This window comes from Allorhizobium pseudoryzae (assembly GCF_011046245.1).
Classification (GTDB): domain Bacteria; phylum Pseudomonadota; class Alphaproteobacteria; order Rhizobiales; family Rhizobiaceae; genus Neorhizobium; species Neorhizobium pseudoryzae.
On sequence record NZ_CP049241.1, the window covers coordinates 1,538,807 to 1,554,722 of the forward strand.

The window sequence follows — 15,916 nt, forward strand, 5'->3', positions numbered from 1 at the left end:
GGAGGCCATAGGATCACCGAACGCCGCTTTGGGCAAGATCGGTGAAGAGGCTGGCGGCCACCATCATCCGCGCCAGCGTCGTTTCGCCGTCGCTCATCGCGAGAAGCTCGCTGCTGATGCGGTTGAGACGGATACGATCACTGGCAAGCCAGGCCTCCAGCGGCTTGCGATCCTTGCCGTGGGTCGCCAGCGCATTGCTGACGATATCCCGCCTGGCCGCCGCGATCTGCTGCAGACTGCGGATGATCGCGAGGTTCTCGTAGTGATCGGCGGCGTTGTAGCGCTCGCCGGCTTCCAGGAACCGGTTGACGCGGAACGTGTCGGTCACGCTGAAATAGACCTCGGTCGCCCGGGCAAGGGCGGCACCGCTGCGTTCCGAAATCAGCATGATTTCCGGCACCAGCACGAGGTTCGGCAGGATGTTCAGCTCCTCGATCAGCTCTTCCGGCACGTCGTCCGGCAGGCTGTCCGCGCGAACGGACGTCCTGGAGATCGCACCGCGCAGGCTCTTCAGACCGGTGCGGATGCGCGAGACCGCCGCCTGCACGGGACCTGCCGTCATGCCGGTCTGCAGAATGAAGATCGTCGCCCCGACGAAGATCTCGCCGATCTGCTCGTAGAGATCGTTCTGCGTCTCGCCGTCCAGCTGGCCGTCGAGCGCATCGACCGCAGCCCAGAGTTTCGGCAAGTCATAGGCATCGCGGGCGATGAAGGCAGCCTTCACCACATCCACCTGCCCCCGGCCACTGACATCGCTCAGCATCTGGGTGAAGCCCGGTCCGCCACGGTTGATCACCTCGTTGGCGAGCACCGTGGCAATGATTTCCCGGTGCAGGCGGTGATGGGCAATGTCATCCGCATAGGTCCTCTGCATCTGCTTCGGGAAGTAACCCGTCAGGACGGAGCCGAAGTAGGGATCGTCCGGCAGGTCGCTTCCCACGATCTGATCGAACAGCACGATCTTCGAATAGGAGAGCAGGACGCCCACTTCCGGCCGGGTGAGCGGTTTGCCGGCGGCATAGCGGTCGGCCAGTTCCGCATCGTCCGGCAGGGTTTCGACCTTGCGGTTCAGTTCGCCGCGCGCCTCGAGCGCCGACATGAGACGCGACAGATCCTCGCGGTTGCGGCTGCCGCGCCGCGTGGTGAGCGAGATTGCCAGCGTCTGCAGGTAGTTGTTGCGCAGCACGAGGCCGGCCACCTCGTCCGTCATGGAGGCGAGCAGCTTGTCGCGTTTGTCACGCGGCAGGCGGCCATCCTGCATGGCGGGGCTGAGTGCGATCTTGATGTTGACCTCGACGTCGGAGGAATTGACGCCGGCGGAATTGTCGATCGCATCCGAATTGATGCGCCCGCCATTCAGAGCATAGGCGATGCGGCCCTTCTGGGTGACACCGAGATTAGCGCCTTCGCCGATGACCTTCGCCCGCACCTCGGCAGCCGCGACACGGATCGGGTCATTGGCGCGGTCGCCAACCTCGGCGTCGGTTTCCGACTGTGCCTTGATGTAGGTGCCGATGCCGCCGAACCACAGAAGATCGACGGGGCTCTTCAGGATCGCCGTCATGATCTCGAAGGGGGTCGCGACATCCTTGTCGATATCGATCGCGGCTTTCGCCTGCGGGCTGAGCTTCACCGATTTTTCCGCGCGCGAAATGATCATCCCGCCTTCAGAAAGGACGGAGCGATCGAAATCCTGCCAGCTGGAGCGCGGCAGCTTGAACATGCGGTTGCGCTCGGCAAAGCTCTTCTTCGTGTCCGGATTGGGATCGATGATGATGTCGCGATGGTCGAAGGCGGCAATCAGGCGGATATGCTTCGACAGCAGCATGCCGTTGCCGAAGACGTCGCCGGACATGTCGCCGACGCCGGCGACGCTGAAGGGCGTCGACTGGATGTCGATGTTCATCTCGCGGAAGTGGCGCTTGACCGCTTCCCAGGCGCCGCGGGCGGTAATGCCCATCTTCTTGTGATCGTAACCCGCCGAACCGCCGGAGGCAAAGGCATCATCGAGCCAGAAGCCGGCTTCCTGCGCCAGGCCATTGGCGGTATCGGAGAAGGTGGCGGTGCCCTTGTCGGCGGCGACGACGAAATAGGGATCGTCGCCATCAAGCCGCAGCGTATCGGCCGGACCGACGATCTCGCCAGCAACAATATTGTCGGTGATCGACAACAGGGTGCGGATGAAGGTCTTGTAGGCCTCCTTGCCGGCGTTGAAGAAGGCATCCCGCTGAGCGGGCGACGGAAGGCGCTTCGGGAAGAAACCGCCCTTCGCACCAACCGGCACGATAACGGCATTCTTCACCTGCTGTGCCTTGACGAGACCCAGCACCTCCGTGCGGTAATCCTCGCCGCGATCCGACCAGCGCAGGCCACCGCGGGCAACCTTGCCGAAGCGCAGGTGAACGCCTTCCACTTCGGTGCCATAGACATAGATCTCGCGGAAGGGGCGCGGCTGCGGCAGGCCTTCCAGCAGCTTCGGATCGAACTTGAAGGCCAGGATTGGCTTCGGTTTGCCGTCGGCACCACGCTGGAAATAGTTGGTGCGCAGCGTCGAATCGATCGCATTGACGAAGCGGCGGAAGGTGCGGTCGTCATCAAGGTTCGGCACCGCAATCAGCGCCTCCTCGATCGCCGCATGGTGATCGGTCAGCTTGCGTTCGCGCTGCTTCTCGGCAATGGCCGGATCAAAGCCATCGCGAAAGAGCGCGAAGATGCGCCGGCTGATCGCCGGATAACGGGCGAGCGTATCGGCGATGTGGGCCTGCGAATAGACGATGCCCGTCTGGCGCAGATAGCGGGCAAACGCGCGCAGCACCGTGACTTCCCGCACCGAAAGTCCGGTCAGGAGCACCAGACGGTTGAAGCTGTCATTGTCGACGAGGCCAGCAAAGGCGGCGAGGAAGGCCTCCTCGATCAGCGGGGCCTCCTTGGCGAAATCGATCCGGCCGCCGTCCGGCAGTTCCAGTTCCATGTCGTGCAGCACGATCCGCTTGCCGGCCTCGGGCAGTTCCAGATCGAAGGTGCGCTCGCTCACCACCTGGAAGCCCAGGTTTTCCAGAAGCGGCACGCGACGCGACAAGGCGAGATGCTCTTCCGCGTGGAAGATCTTCAGGGCCAGGATGAGGCGCTCTTCCTCCTGCCGCTCGTAAAGCGAGATGCGGATCGGTTCACCACGCGCGCAGGCCAGGATATTCGGCAGGTCGGAAACGGTCTGTTCCGGCGAAAAGGCCTCCTGAAAGGCGAAGGTCGTTTCGATCACCGGGGCGTCGGCACCGGCAAGACCCACGAACCGCTCCTCCCAAGGCGTGGAGATCGCGCGGATCGCCTCCTCCAGCTTCGGCTGCGGAATGCGCGGCGTCTTGCCGTCACGCCGGCCGATGATGAAGTGGACGCGTGCCGCACCGCCTTCCGGGAAGGCCGGGTAATAGGCGGACACATGGCCCTGATAGGTGGCAGCCAGATAGGCGCCGATCTTTTCGCGCACCGCCGAATTGTAGTTTTCGCGCGGCACGTAGACGATGATCGAGACGAAGCGGTCAAAATGGTCGATACGGGCGAGCGCCCTCACCCGCGGACGCTCGGCCAGTTCCATGATCTGTTCGCAGTAGCGGGCGAGAAGATCCGTATCGATCTGGAAGAGATCATCGCGCGGATAGGATTCCAGCGTGTTGCGCAGCATGCGGCCGGAATGGCTGAGCGGATCGAAGCCGAAATGGTCTTCGACCTGTTCGACCTTCGCCCGCAGAAGCGGGATCTCGATGACCGAATGGGTGTAGGCGGTGGCCGTGAACAGACCGACGACGCGCAGCTCGCCGGTCACCTTGCCCTTGGCATCGAAACGCTTGACGCCGACATAATCCATGTAGGCGCGGCGATGCACGACCGATTTGACATTCGCCTTGGTGACGATGAGCAGATCCGGTCCCTGCAGGAACTGCAGGATTTCCGGCGTGGTCGTCACCGCATCCTTGCCCTGGCGCAGCACCAGCACATCCGGATCCGACAGGATGCCGAGGCCACTGCCCTTGCCGCGCTCCACCGTCGCCTTGTCGCCTTCGCCGGAATACACATATTCGCGCATGCCGAGGAAGATGAAGTTGCCGTCGCGCAACCAGGAGAGGAATTCCAGGGCTTCCTCGCGGTCCGACTTGCGGCGACCGGCACCGCTGGCGGGCAGTTCCGTCATTGCGGCGTTTAAAAGCTCGAGCATCGGCTTCCAGTCGCTGATCGCCGCATGCACGCGGTCCAGCACCTGCCGCAGCCGATCCTTGAGACCCGTCGACTGGTCGTCGGAAAGCGGGGCAAGATGGACCTGGACGAAGCTGACATGCCGGCTGCCCGCTTCACTCCGCTCAAAGGAATAGAGGCTTGGCGCCTTGCCCGCTTCGACGACAAGGATGGGATGGACCGCGAGCGTGATATCGCGGTGGGTGCTCGTCACCTCTCCCATGATCGAATCGAACAGGAAGGGCATGTCGCGGTCGATAACAGTGAGGACGCAGACCGGCACCCCACCGGGCGCAACACCATCGACTGTGGAGATGCTGATATGGGCGCTCTCGCCCGTCCAGGCCTTCAACTGTTCGCCGGCATGGATGGCCGACTTCGCCAGCATCTCCGGCGTATAGGCTGCAAGGTCGTCAACGCTGGCCCGACCGAACAGGATATCGGGATCAAGAGCCGCCGCGGCATCTGGACCGAGGACAGCCTTTGCCAGTTCGATGGGTTTCTCGCGTTTCAGATTTCGCTTCGCAGCCATGCAGTCCTCCCGGGGATCTTGGTTATGTCCGAACAACGGTTTCGGCTCGGTTTATGGCAGTTGTGGCACAGAGTTTTGTCTAATTTCATGGATTTTATTGACAGGATGCCATGAAAAATCGATCAAGACGCAAAAATCGGGGTCTTTCATGTCAGAAAGCAGTGCCGTCATCGTCATCTCGAGCCATGTGGTGCGCGGCACCGTTGGCAATCGTGCAGCCGTTTTTGCGCTGGAGAGCCTTGGCTTGCCCGTCTGGGCGCTGCCGACCATCCTGCTTCCATGGCATCCGGGTCATGGTCCCTCGACACGGGTCACCATGCCGGACGAACAGTTCGGTGCGGTGATCGACGACCTGATCCGCGCCCCGTGGCTCGGCGAGGTGAAGGCGGTGCTGACCGGCTATTTCGGCAGTGCTACGCAGCCGCGCCACGTGGCACGGCTGGTGAATGCGCTGAAAGAGCGCAATCCTGAGATCGTCTACCTCTGCGATCCGGTGATGGGCGACAAGGGTGGCCTCTATGTGCCGCAGGCGACGGCGGAGGCGATCCGCGATGAGTTGATCCCGCTGGCCTCGCTCGCAACGCCGAACCGGTACGAACTCGGCTGGCTCTCCGGTGCCGATCTCGACACCAATGCCGCCGTGATGGATGCGGCCGTCGCGCTCGGCCCCCCGAAGATGCTGGTGACCTCCGCCGTGCCGATGATGGCCGGCGGCACCGGCAATCTCTATCTCACCGGCAATCACGCGCTGCTGGCGGAGCATCGGCTGATCGACAATCCGCCGAACGGCCTTGGTGACCTTCTGTCTGCCGTTTTCCTCGCCCGGCTGCTGTCCGGCATGGACGAGGAAAAGGCGCTGCAGCTGGCAACCGCCAGCGTCTACGAGATCCTGGCCCGCACCGCCAAGCGCGGTGGTGACGAGCTGACGCTGGAAACTGACGCCGCGAGCCTATCGACGCCGATGGCCATGGTCCAGCTTCGCCACCTGATGCACCCGTCCCGCACCCGCAGGCGTTAGGCCGGATCTCGCAGTCTCGCAGCGCACAATCGAGACAGTTGATATTCATGGCGCAGGAGATTAAGCAAACAGGCATGACAGATTTTCCGCCCACCCTCCTTGCCGGCTATGAGAATTTCATGAGCGGCCGCTACAGCGGGGAGCGTGATCGCTACCGCAACCTGGCGGAAACAGGCCAGAAACCGCACACGCTGGTTGTTGCCTGTTGCGATTCCCGGGCAGCACCGGAAACCATTTTCGATTCCGGCCCCGGCGAACTCTTCGTCATCCGTAACGTTGCGAACCTAGTGCCGCCCTACGAGCCGGACGGCCAGTACCACGCAACCTCGGCTGCGCTGGAATATGCGGTCCAGGTGCTGAAGATCCGCGACATCGTGGTGATGGGCCATGGCCGCTGCGGCGGCATTCAGGCAGCCCTTGATCCCTCTGACGAACCGCTGTCGCCCGGCGACTTCATCGGCAAGTGGATGGGACTTTTGCGCCCGACCGCCGAGCAGATCCCCAATACAGACGTGCTGACCCAGGCGGAACGCCAGACGGCGCTGGAGCGGGTTTCGATCCGCAGTTCGCTCGCGAACCTTAGAACCTTTCCTTGCGTGCGCATTCTGGAGGAAAAGGGCCGGATGCGCCTGCATGGCTCCTGGTTCGATATTTCCACCGGCGAGCTGTGGGTGATGGATTCCAAGACCGGCGACTTTATCCGTCCAACGGTCTGAGGTCGCCGATCCGGCAAACTGCGTGAAGGAAAAAAGAAAACCCCCGCGATCATCGCTGATCCGGGGGTTTTGTCTGTCTGCGTAGACCTCAGCGTCCGTCGATCTGGGCGCCGATATAGGCGATGGCCTGCTGATAGACGGTGGCGGCATTCCAGCCCTGGATCGCAACGAAATTCGGCTGGCCCGGCTGATAGCCGGCACCCGCGCGCCAGCCATGGCCGACGAGGAAGTTGGCGGTCGAGGCCAGCGCATCGGCACGCGAACGGACCATGTCGATATGGCCGTCGCCATCGCCGTCGGCGCCGTAGCGGATGACGTTGAGCGGCAAAAACTGCGTCTGGCCGATTTCGCCATGGGCTGCACCGCGGGCGGACGTGCTGAGATCGCCGCGGGCGACAAGCTGCAGCGCCGCATACAGCTGCTCGGTGAAAAAGGCCGAACGGCGGCAGTCATAGGCAAGGGTGGTCACCGCCGACAGCGTGTGCTGGTCGCCGAGGAAGCTGCCGAAGCCGGTTTCCATGCCCCAGATGGCGAGAAGCGGGCCGGCCGGCACGCCGTAACGGCGCTCGATGGCCGAGAACAGCGAGGCATTCGACGCCTTCATGCTTTTGCCGCGCGAGATGATCGCTTGGCCGCCGCGCTTCTTCATGAACTCTTCAAAGGACAGCTTGAAGCTTTTCTGGCCGCGGTCGGCGCGGATCGTGGCGCGGTTATACTGCACCTCGGCAAAGGCCCGCTGGACGACCTGCGGGGGAATACCCTTCGACGGCGCCTGCTGCTTGAAATTCTCCACCCAGGCTTGAAAGCCTGAAGCATCATTGCCGCAGGCCGCGGCATAGGCCGCCTGGCTGGACATCATGCAGGTTGCCACGACGATGCCGCCGATGATCTTCTTCAACATTCTGTTGGACCCCAATGCCATTTCGAGGAGGGTCACCGCGTGGGCGACCGTCAATGTTTGCCCGGTTATGGCGGGCGCCATCCCCATCGACAACCTTTCCGTACATGAAAAGATCGTGATGGACCCAAAAAAAGCCCCGCTCATTCAGAGCGAGGCTTTACAGCAATAGGCTTAATAACTGGTATCAGGCAGCCTGCTTGCGCGGCTTGATGAGGCCGCGATTGACGAGCAGCTCGGCAATCTGGATGGCGTTGAGGGCGGCACCCTTGCGCAGGTTGTCGGAGACGACCCACAGATTGAGACCGTTTTCGACGGTCGCATCCTCGCGGATACGCGAGATATAGGTGGCATCTTCACCGGCGCATTCGACCGGGGTGATGTAACCGCCGTTCTCGTGCTTGTCGATGACGAGGCAACCGGGCGCATCGCGCAGGATGTCACGCGCCTGATCGGCGGTGATCTCGTTTTCGAACTCGATGTTGACCGATTCCGAGTGGCCGATGAAGACCGGCACGCGCACGGCCGTGCAGGTGACCTTGATCTTCGGGTCGAGCATCTTCTTGGTTTCGGCCAGAACCTTCCACTCTTCCTTCGTATAGCCGTCTTCCATGAACACATCGATGTGCGGGATGACGTTGAAGGCGATGCGCTTGGTGAACTTCTTCGATTCGACCGGATCGGCGACGAAGACGGCGCGGGTCTGGGTGAAGAGCTCGTCCATGCCTTCCTTGCCGGCGCCGGAGACCGACTGGTAGGTGGAGACGACGACGCGCTTGATCTTGGCGGCATCATGCAGCGGCTTCAGCGCCACGACGAGCTGGGCCGTCGAGCAATTTGGATTGGCGATGATGTTCTTCTTGGTGAAACCGGCAACCGCATCCGGGTTCACTTCCGGCACGATCAACGGAACTTCGGAATCATAGCGCCAGGCGGACGAGTTATCGATGACGACGCAACCCTGCGCGCCGATCTTCGGCGACCACTTCTGCGAAATGGTGCCGCCGGCGGACATCAGGCAAATATCGGTATCGGAAAAATCGTAGTTTTCGAGGTTGGAGACCTTGAGCGTCTTGTCGCCGAAGGACACCTCGGTGCCCTGGCTGCGGGCCGATGCCAGCGCCACGACCTCATCCGCGGGGAAGCTGCGTTCGGAAAGGATGTTCAGCATCTCACGGCCGACATTTCCGGTCGCGCCCACGACTGCAATCTTGAAACCCATGTTACTGCTCTCTTTCTCTTCTCTCCTCGGATCTCGGAGGGGGAACCACGGCACGAGGCGCGTGCTGTTCCTTGTCCCCGGCCAGACCGGGGAGAGAGCGGTGGGCCAGAGACGTCAGACGGTTTTCGTCGTCGTTTTGGCCTTGGTTTTGGAAGATACATAGACAGGGGCGAGCGCGCCGGCAGCGTGTGCCGGACCAAATGCAGCGGCGATGTTATAGTCGCGGCGAACCATTCTTGCTTCCCTTCGGGCAAACTCCTTAGAAGATTTCGCGCACGAGTCAAGCGCCGAGGCCAAAACGGAGCCGGTTTGGCTGGACAAGCGGCAGCCGAGGCACTACCAGCGTTGAAACACGCGAAAGACAGCCAGCCCACCTCATGTCGAGCCAACTCCTCATCCTTCTGGGTGCCGGTGCGATCAGCGCCCTGTTCGTTTTCCTGATCATCCGCAAGGCCGATCGGCTGGGCCTCGTGCAGGCCCCGGTGGCGCGCTCCACGCATGTGCGCCCGACCCCGACCGGCGGCGGCGTGGGCATCGTTGCCGGCGCGCTTGCTGCGGGCCTGCTGCTGCCGGGCGGCGAGGCCCTGTCGCTCACCTTGCTTCTCTTGGGCTTCGTGATTGCGCTCACCGGCCTGATCGACGACTGGCGACCGCTCAGCGCCCGTGTCCGCCTGCCGGTGCAGGCCATCGCGGTGGGCACTGCCATCTGGATGGTCGGCGCCACCCGGATCTTTGCACCGGATGGTGGTCTGTTCCTGGCGACCATCGGGGTCCTTCTCCTGCTGGTGGCCGGCGTCTGGTGGATCAATCTCTTCAACTTCATGGACGGCATCGACGGCATCGCCAGCCAGCAGGCCATCCTGATGATGGTCTCGGCCATGCTCGCCTCAGGCCTTGCCGCTCCTGATGCGACCGGCACCTGGATCTGGTGGATGATGGGCGCGGTCGCGGTCGCGAGCTTCGGCTTCCTGCTGTTCAACTGGCCTCCGGCGCGCATCTTCATGGGCGATGCGGGCAGCACGTTTTTAGGTTTCATTCTCTTTGCCTCTGCACTCGTGACGATGACGAACGGCTGGCTGAGCCTGCCGCAATGGCTGCTGTTTGCCGCGCTCTTTGCCAGCGATGCCACGGTAACGCTGCTGGTGCGCATTCTGCGGGGAGAAAACCCCGCCGAGGCGCACCGTTCGCATGCCTATCAGCGGCTTTCCCGGCGGTTCGGTGGGGCCAGACCGGTGACCGTCACCGCACTCCTGCTGAATGCGCTCGTCCTTTTGCCGATCGTGCTTCTGGTTCCGTCCGGCTGGACGGCCTGGGCTCTCACGGTCCTCGTCTACGCAGTGCTCGTCTTGGTCATCCTGTGGGCCGGCGCCGGTCTGGCGGATCAGGAAAAAGCCTCTTTTGCGACCTATCGACGGCTGCTTTTGGCGAAACGGCGCTAGAGGCTTAAGGAGCGGAACGCGTGATACTGGTGACGGGAGCAACGGGATTTGTCGGGCGCCATCTGTGCGAAGATTTGGCGCAGCGTGGCATGCCGTTCCGTCCGGTCAGCCGCAAATCCCTGCCGGATCATCTGACGATCCCAGACATCAACGCTGCAACCGACTGGACGGCGGCGCTTAAGGGCGTTGATTGCGTCATTCATCTGGCCGCCCGTGTCCATGTCATGCGCGAGCGGGAGGCCGATCCGCTGGCCGCCTTCCGCGCCATGAATGTCGAGGCGACGCTGAACCTTGCCCGCCAGGCGGCAAAGGCAGGCGTTCGCCGCTTAGTCTATGTCAGTTCGATCAAGGTGAACGGGGAAACGACCGCGGAAGGTCGGCCTTTTCAGGCCGATGACGCGCCTGCCCCGCAGGACCCCTATGGCCGCTCGAAGGCGGAGGCGGAACAATCGCTTCTGGAACTTGGCGAGCAGACGGGCCTGGAGATTGTCATCATCCGCCCGCCGCTCGTCTACGGGCCGGGGGTGGGTGCCAATTTCCGGCTTCTCATGCGCTGGGCGGCAAGCGGCATCCCCTCCCCCTTCGGCTGCTGCCGCAACAGCCGCTCGCTGGTCTATGTCGGCAATCTGACGGATCTCCTGATTGCCGCGGCAGACCATCCGGCAGCCGCCGGCCAGGTTTTCCTGGCGAGCGATGGCGAAGACCTCTCGACCAAGGACCTGTTCCAGATGATGGCCGACCTGCAAGGGAAACGCGCGCTCAGCCTGCCGCTTCCGATCAAGGCCATGCAGGCAGCTGCATCGCTTGTCGGCAAGGCATCCCTCAGTGATCGCTTGCTTAAGAATTTAGAGGTCGATATAGCCAAGACAGAAGCCGTGCTGGCCTGGAAACCGCACTATTCCGTCAAGCAGGGATTGCAAAGAACAATCTTCAGTGGCGCTCGGCAGGAGTAACGGTTATGCACCTGCTATTGCACCTCTTTATCAATACCCGCCTCGTCTTTTCGACGATTCAGTGTCCGGATAATGGATGATAGACTTCCTGCGCTATACGCTTGAAAGACTGCCTCGCGTCTGGAAGCGGGTGATCCTGATCAGCTTCGATGCCGTCGCGCTGATCGTTGCTCTGTGGGCGAGTTATGCGCTGCGCTATGCGGTGTGGATGCCGGTCATCACCGAGGAGCGGATTTTCCTGGCCCTGATCGCGCCGGTGATCGCCATCCCGATCTTCATCCGCATGGGGCTCTACCGCGCGGTCATCCGCTACCTGCCGGACACGGCGATCTGGACGATCCTGAGGGCCATGGGCATTGCGACGATGATCTGGATCATCGTCGTCTTCCTGATGGAGATGTCCGGTCGCGGCATCGTGCCCCGATCCGTTCCCTTCTTCTTCTTTGCCATCGGCACCGCCCTAATCGGCGGCGCCCGCTTTGCCGCAAAAGTCGTGCTCAGCCACGGCACCGGCATGCGCCGCGACGAGCAGCCGGTCTTCATCTACGGCACCAGCTCATCCTCGGTGCAACTCGCCATGGCGCTTCGAGGCAATGGCAACCGCTTCGTGGTCGGACTTCTCGATGAGGACCCCACCAATCACGGCCGCGATGTCGGCGGCTACCGGGTCTACAACCCGGCCAACCTGCCGCGCCTGATCGAGCAATACGGCGCGCAGGAGATCATCCTCTCGCTGTCCTCCATTTCCGCGGATCGCCGCAAGAGCGTCATCAGCAGCATCAGCGGGCTTGGCGTGAAGATCCGAACCGTGCCGGACATCACTGATCTGGTCGATGGTCGTTACCTGGCCAATCAGATCCGCGAGATCGAGATCGACGAGCTTCTGGGCCGCTCCTTCGTGCCGCCGGATCCCGCGCTGCTGGGCGGCATCCTGGAAGGCCGGACGATCATGGTGACCGGCGCCGGCGGCTCCATCGGCTCGGAACTCTGCCGCCTCATCGTGCAGTGGAAACCGAAGAAACTGGTGCTGTTCGAGGCGAATGAATTCGCGCTCTACCGGATTGACCGCGAACTGCAGGGGCTGAAACATTGCGAGGTCGTGCCCGTGCTGGGCTCGATCACCAACGAACCGCGGGTGCGCGAAACCATCCGCGGCCATGGCATTGAGGTGCTCTATCACGCCGCCGCCCACAAGCATGTGCCGCTGGTGGAAGCCAATGCGCTGGAAGGCATCGAGAACAATGTCTACGGCACCATGGTGGTGGCGAAGGTCGCCTTCGAGGAGGATGTCGCGGATTTCGTGCTGATCTCGTCCGACAAGGCGGTGCGGCCGACCAATGTGATGGGTGCGACCAAGCGCTGGGCTGAACTGATCGTGCGCCACATGGCGCTGGAGGCGCAGCGGCTCGGCAAGAAGCAGCATTTTTGCGCCGTCCGCTTCGGCAACGTGCTGGGCTCGAACGGCTCCGTCGTACCGCTCTTCAAGCAGCAGATCGCCCAAGGTGGCCCGGTGACGGTGACCGACCCGGACATGCGCCGCTATTTCATGTCGATCCAGGAGGCGGCGGAACTCATCGTCCAGTCGAGCGCGCTGTCCAAGGGCGGTGACATCTTCCTGCTGGAGATGGGCGAACCCGTGCGGATCGGCGATCTGGCGGAAAACATGATCCGTCTCGCCGGTTTCACCGTGCGCGGTCCGGAGAACCCGCTGGGCGGCATCGAGATCAAGGTCACGGGCAGCCGGCCGGGCGAGAAGCTGTTCGAGGAACTCTTCTACGACATGGCGAACGCGCTCGAGACACCGCACCCGAAGATCCTGCGGGCGGACTCGACCGCCATCGTCCATCATAACGTGACGGAAGCCTGCGAACGGCTGAAAGTGGCCATGAGTGCCCGTGACGAGACCGCCGCCCGCGCCATTCTGTTCGATTTCATCGGCATGGCACCGGGCGGCAAGGTCACCGAGATCTGACCGGTCACACGACCGAGCATCCCATTGTTCAAGCGGCGGCCGACAGGGCTCCGCCATCCTCACGATGGTCCGGCGAAACCGCGGGTTTTGCACCGGTGACGGCAGGTTTGGGCAGCGCCAGCGGAAACGTGCGACGCAGAACCGGAAGTGCCGTCCCTTGGTCGCGAAACAGGATGCCGTGGCGGGCAAACAGCACGGCCAGCAGGATCGATGACCAGGCGCCGAGCGTCAGCCCCGCGATCACATCGCTCGGGTAATGCGCTGCGACCACGACGCGCGAGATGCCGAGCCAGATGGCCATGACCAGACAGAGCGCACGGTAGCGTGGTGCGATCAGGGCAATCGCCATGAGAACGGCGCCGACGGTGGTGGAATGGCCGGAGGGAAAGCTTTCGAACTGGAAACCGCCGTGCAGCGGCGAGAAACCGAAGATTCCGGTCTCATCCTGATAAAGCGGGCGCACCCGGCCGATCAGTCGCTTGGCAAGGTTGGCGACGAGGCCGGAGACGATGACCGTTGCCAGAAGATAGGCCGCCAGTTGCCCCACATGGAGCGCCTGGCAACGGGCCGAAACGGACCGTGTGAGACGCGACACGGACAAGGCTTCGAAAAGTAGAAGAACCCCGGCAAAGATCAGCCAGTCGGACTTGCCGACATCCGTCACGACCGCGCCGATCTGCCTGAGCATCGAACCGGAATGAAGTACAGAGGCCGAGACCGGCTGATCGAGCAGCAGGACGGCCAGGAGAACGAGATTGGCGCCGATGAGCAGCACCGGCATATGAAGATTGAGACGGGCGCTGCCGCCATGGCGCGCATAGCGGCGCCTGAGCTTGCCGTACATGGTGATCCCCTGCTTTCCCCGGAGGGAAATCTAGCAGGGCAGTGTGACAGCCATTTTGAAGAGACGCGGCAAAACCGCGCCTCTTCGCGTTTGGATGATCAGGCCGACAGAGCCTTGAACTCGGCGAGGATGGCATCGCCCATCTCGGTGGTACCGACCTTCGTGCAACCTTCGCCCATGATGTCGCCGGTGCGGATGCCCTTGTCGAGCACGTTGGCAATCGCCTTTTCCAGGCGATCGGCTTCGGTGACCATGTTGAACGAGTAGCGCAGGCACATGGCGAAGGACGCGATCATGGCGATCGGGTTGGCAATGCCCTGGCCGGCAATGTCCGGGGCCGAACCGTGCACCGGCTCGTAGAGAGCCTTGCGTTTGCCGGTCTTGGCATCCGGCGCGCCGAGCGAAGCGGACGGCAGCATGCCGAGCGAACCCGTCAGCATGGCAGCGACGTCGGAGAGCATGTCGCCGAACAGGTTGTCGGTGACGATGACATCGAACTGTTTTGGCGCGCGCACCAGCTGCATGCCGCCGGCATCGGCCAGCATGTGCTCCAGCTTCACGTCGGAGAATTTGGCCTTGTGGGTTTCCGTCACGACCTGGTTCCAGAGCACGCCGGACTTCATGACGTTGCGCTTTTCCATCGAGCAGACGGTGTTCTTGCGGGTGCGCGCCAATTCGAAGGCGACCGAAGAGATGCGCTCGATCTCGTAGGTGTCATAGACCTGCGTATCAATGGCGCGCTTCTGGCCATTGCCGAGATCCGTGATCGTCTTCGGCTCGCCGAAATAGACGCCGCCGGTCAGCTCGCGCACAATGAGGATGTCGAGGCCTTCGACCAGCTCCGGCTTCAGCGAGGAGGCATTGGCGAGTGCGGGATAGCAGATGGCCGGGCGCAGGTTGGCGAACAGTTGCAGATCCTTGCGCAGGCGAAGCAGACCGGCTTCCGGGCGCACGTCATACGGCACCTCATCCCACTTCGGGCCACCGACGGCACCGAAGAGAACCGCATCGGCCGCCATGGCCTTTTCCATGTCGCCTTCGGAGATGGCAACGCCATGCGCATCATAGGCGCATCCACCGACGAGGCCTTCATCGGTCGTGAAACCGGCGCCCATGGCCTCGTTCATATAGGCGATGATCTTCACGACCTCGGCCATGGCCTCGGGGCCGATGCCATCACCGGGAAGCAGAAAGAGAGAATGCGACATGATCGGGTGTCCTTGAAATGGGCAGGCTCACCATGACGCGCGAAAAGCGCGCCTCCCCCTTACCTCGTCCGAGCCTGCCGCAGAACGAGAGATCAGAGTGTGTCTGAACGCCCTTACCCCTCTGCGCGGCAGAGGGGTTGGGCCACCGGCTCATCAGAGCCAGGGACGCTCCGACTGGATCTTCGTTTCGAACGAAGCAATCGCACCATCGCTCTTCAGCGTGGTGGCAATGTCGTCGAGACCTTCCAGCATGATGTGCTTGCGAGCCGGATCAATGTCGAAGGTGATCTTACCGCCGTCCGGACCGGAGATTTCCTGGGCTTCCAGGTCGATGGTAAGCACGGCATTCGAACCGCGCGAGGCATCGTCCATCAGCTTGTCGAGGTCATCTTGGGAGACGACGATCGGCAGGATGCCGTTCTTGAAACAGTTGTTGTAGAAGATATCGGCGAACGAGGTGGAGATGACGCAGCGGATGCCGAAATCGAGAAGCGCCCACGGCGCATGTTCGCGCGAGGAGCCGCAGCCGAAATTATCACCGGCAACCAGGATCTTGGCATTCTGGTACTGCGGCTTGTTCAGCACGAAATCAGCATTGAGCGTGCCATCCTCGTGATAGCGCGCTTCGGCGAACAGGCCTTGGCCGAGACCGGTGCGCTTGATCGTCTTCAGGTAATCCTTCGGAATGATCATGTCCGTGTCGATGTTGACGACCGGAAGCGGCGCTGCAACGCCCGTGAGCTTGACGAATTTTTCCATGATCTGCCTCCGCGAGACTTATGACTGCGGAAGCTGCAATAGACCAATTTACAGGGGATTTGAAGACCACATTCCTATCAAACGGTACGCAGGCAAGCTTGCGAGCGCACCGCTTGGGCAGTCATTCC

12 protein-coding genes are annotated in these 15,916 nt (G+C 62.3%); 6 read left to right on the plus strand and 6 right to left on the minus strand.

Features of this window, described 5'->3' with window-relative positions:
* Positions 1 to 13 precede the first annotated feature (13 nt).
* Complete coding sequence (locus G6N78_RS07500; protein ID WP_165217077.1) at positions 14 to 4,759, minus strand: NAD-glutamate dehydrogenase; 4,746 nt, start codon at positions 4,757 to 4,759, stop codon at positions 14 to 16.
* Positions 4,760 to 4,907: 148 nt separating this feature from the next.
* On the opposite strand from G6N78_RS07500, the gene pdxY reads away from it, so the two are divergent.
* Positions 4,908 to 5,777, plus strand: coding sequence for a pyridoxal kinase PdxY (pdxY, locus tag G6N78_RS07505; RefSeq protein WP_165217079.1), 870 nt, complete (start codon positions 4,908 to 4,910; stop codon positions 5,775 to 5,777).
* Positions 5,778 to 5,851: 74 nt separating this feature from the next.
* Positions 5,852 to 6,493, plus strand: a complete 642-nt coding sequence (locus G6N78_RS07510; RefSeq protein ID WP_165217080.1) for a carbonic anhydrase — start codon at positions 5,852 to 5,854, stop codon at positions 6,491 to 6,493.
* A gap of 88 nt (positions 6,494 to 6,581) precedes the next feature.
* Here G6N78_RS07510 and G6N78_RS07515 read toward each other — a convergent pair whose 3' ends face one another.
* The gene (locus G6N78_RS07515) at positions 6,582 to 7,352 is read right to left on the minus strand and encodes a lytic murein transglycosylase (RefSeq protein ID WP_165221451.1); all 771 of its coding nucleotides are present in this window, start codon (positions 7,350 to 7,352) and stop codon (positions 6,582 to 6,584) included.
* A gap of 25 nt (positions 7,353 to 7,377) precedes the next feature.
* On the opposite strand from G6N78_RS07515, the gene G6N78_RS07520 reads away from it, so the two are divergent.
* A complete protein-coding gene (locus G6N78_RS07520) occupies positions 7,378 to 7,563 on the plus strand; it encodes a hypothetical protein (RefSeq protein ID WP_165217082.1) in 186 nt (61 codons plus the stop codon).
* Positions 7,564 to 7,578: 15 nt separating this feature from the next.
* Here the strand turns inward: G6N78_RS07520 and G6N78_RS07525 are convergent, their stop codons facing one another.
* The gene (locus tag G6N78_RS07525) at positions 7,579 to 8,613 is read right to left on the minus strand and encodes an aspartate-semialdehyde dehydrogenase (RefSeq protein WP_165217089.1); all 1,035 of its coding nucleotides are present in this window, start codon (positions 8,611 to 8,613) and stop codon (positions 7,579 to 7,581) included.
* 377 nt (positions 8,614 to 8,990) lie between these two features.
* On the opposite strand from G6N78_RS07525, the gene G6N78_RS07530 reads away from it, so the two are divergent.
* The 3 genes from G6N78_RS07530 (at position 8,991) to G6N78_RS07540 (ending at position 12,977) form a co-directional block, all read left to right on the plus strand.
* Positions 8,991 to 10,052 (plus strand): MraY family glycosyltransferase, encoded by a 1,062-nt coding sequence (locus G6N78_RS07530; RefSeq protein WP_165217091.1) that lies wholly within the window; start codon positions 8,991 to 8,993, stop codon positions 10,050 to 10,052.
* A 20-nt stretch (positions 10,053 to 10,072) separates the two neighbouring features.
* Positions 10,073 to 11,005 carry a UDP-glucose 4-epimerase family protein gene (locus G6N78_RS07535; RefSeq protein ID WP_165217093.1) on the plus strand — a complete coding sequence of 311 codons (933 nt, stop codon included), beginning with the start codon at positions 10,073 to 10,075 and terminating at the stop codon, positions 11,003 to 11,005.
* 76 nt (positions 11,006 to 11,081) lie between these two features.
* Positions 11,082 to 12,977 (plus strand): polysaccharide biosynthesis protein, encoded by a 1,896-nt coding sequence (locus tag G6N78_RS07540; RefSeq protein ID WP_165217095.1) that lies wholly within the window; start codon positions 11,082 to 11,084, stop codon positions 12,975 to 12,977.
* Positions 12,978 to 13,005: 28 nt separating this feature from the next.
* On the opposite strand, the gene G6N78_RS07545 is transcribed toward G6N78_RS07540, so the two are convergent.
* The 3 genes from G6N78_RS07545 to leuD form a co-directional block, all read right to left on the minus strand.
* On the minus strand, positions 13,006 to 13,821 hold the full coding sequence (locus G6N78_RS07545) for a phosphatase PAP2 family protein (protein WP_206531616.1): 816 nt from the start codon (positions 13,819 to 13,821) through the stop codon (positions 13,006 to 13,008).
* 98 nt (positions 13,822 to 13,919) lie between these two features.
* On the minus strand, positions 13,920 to 15,029 hold the full coding sequence (leuB, locus tag G6N78_RS07550) for a 3-isopropylmalate dehydrogenase (RefSeq protein WP_370691494.1): 1,110 nt from the start codon (positions 15,027 to 15,029) through the stop codon (positions 13,920 to 13,922).
* Positions 15,030 to 15,182: 153 nt separating this feature from the next.
* A complete protein-coding gene (gene leuD / locus G6N78_RS07555) occupies positions 15,183 to 15,788 on the minus strand; it encodes a 3-isopropylmalate dehydratase small subunit (protein WP_165217097.1) in 606 nt (201 codons plus the stop codon).
* Positions 15,789 to 15,916: the final 128 nt, after the last annotated feature.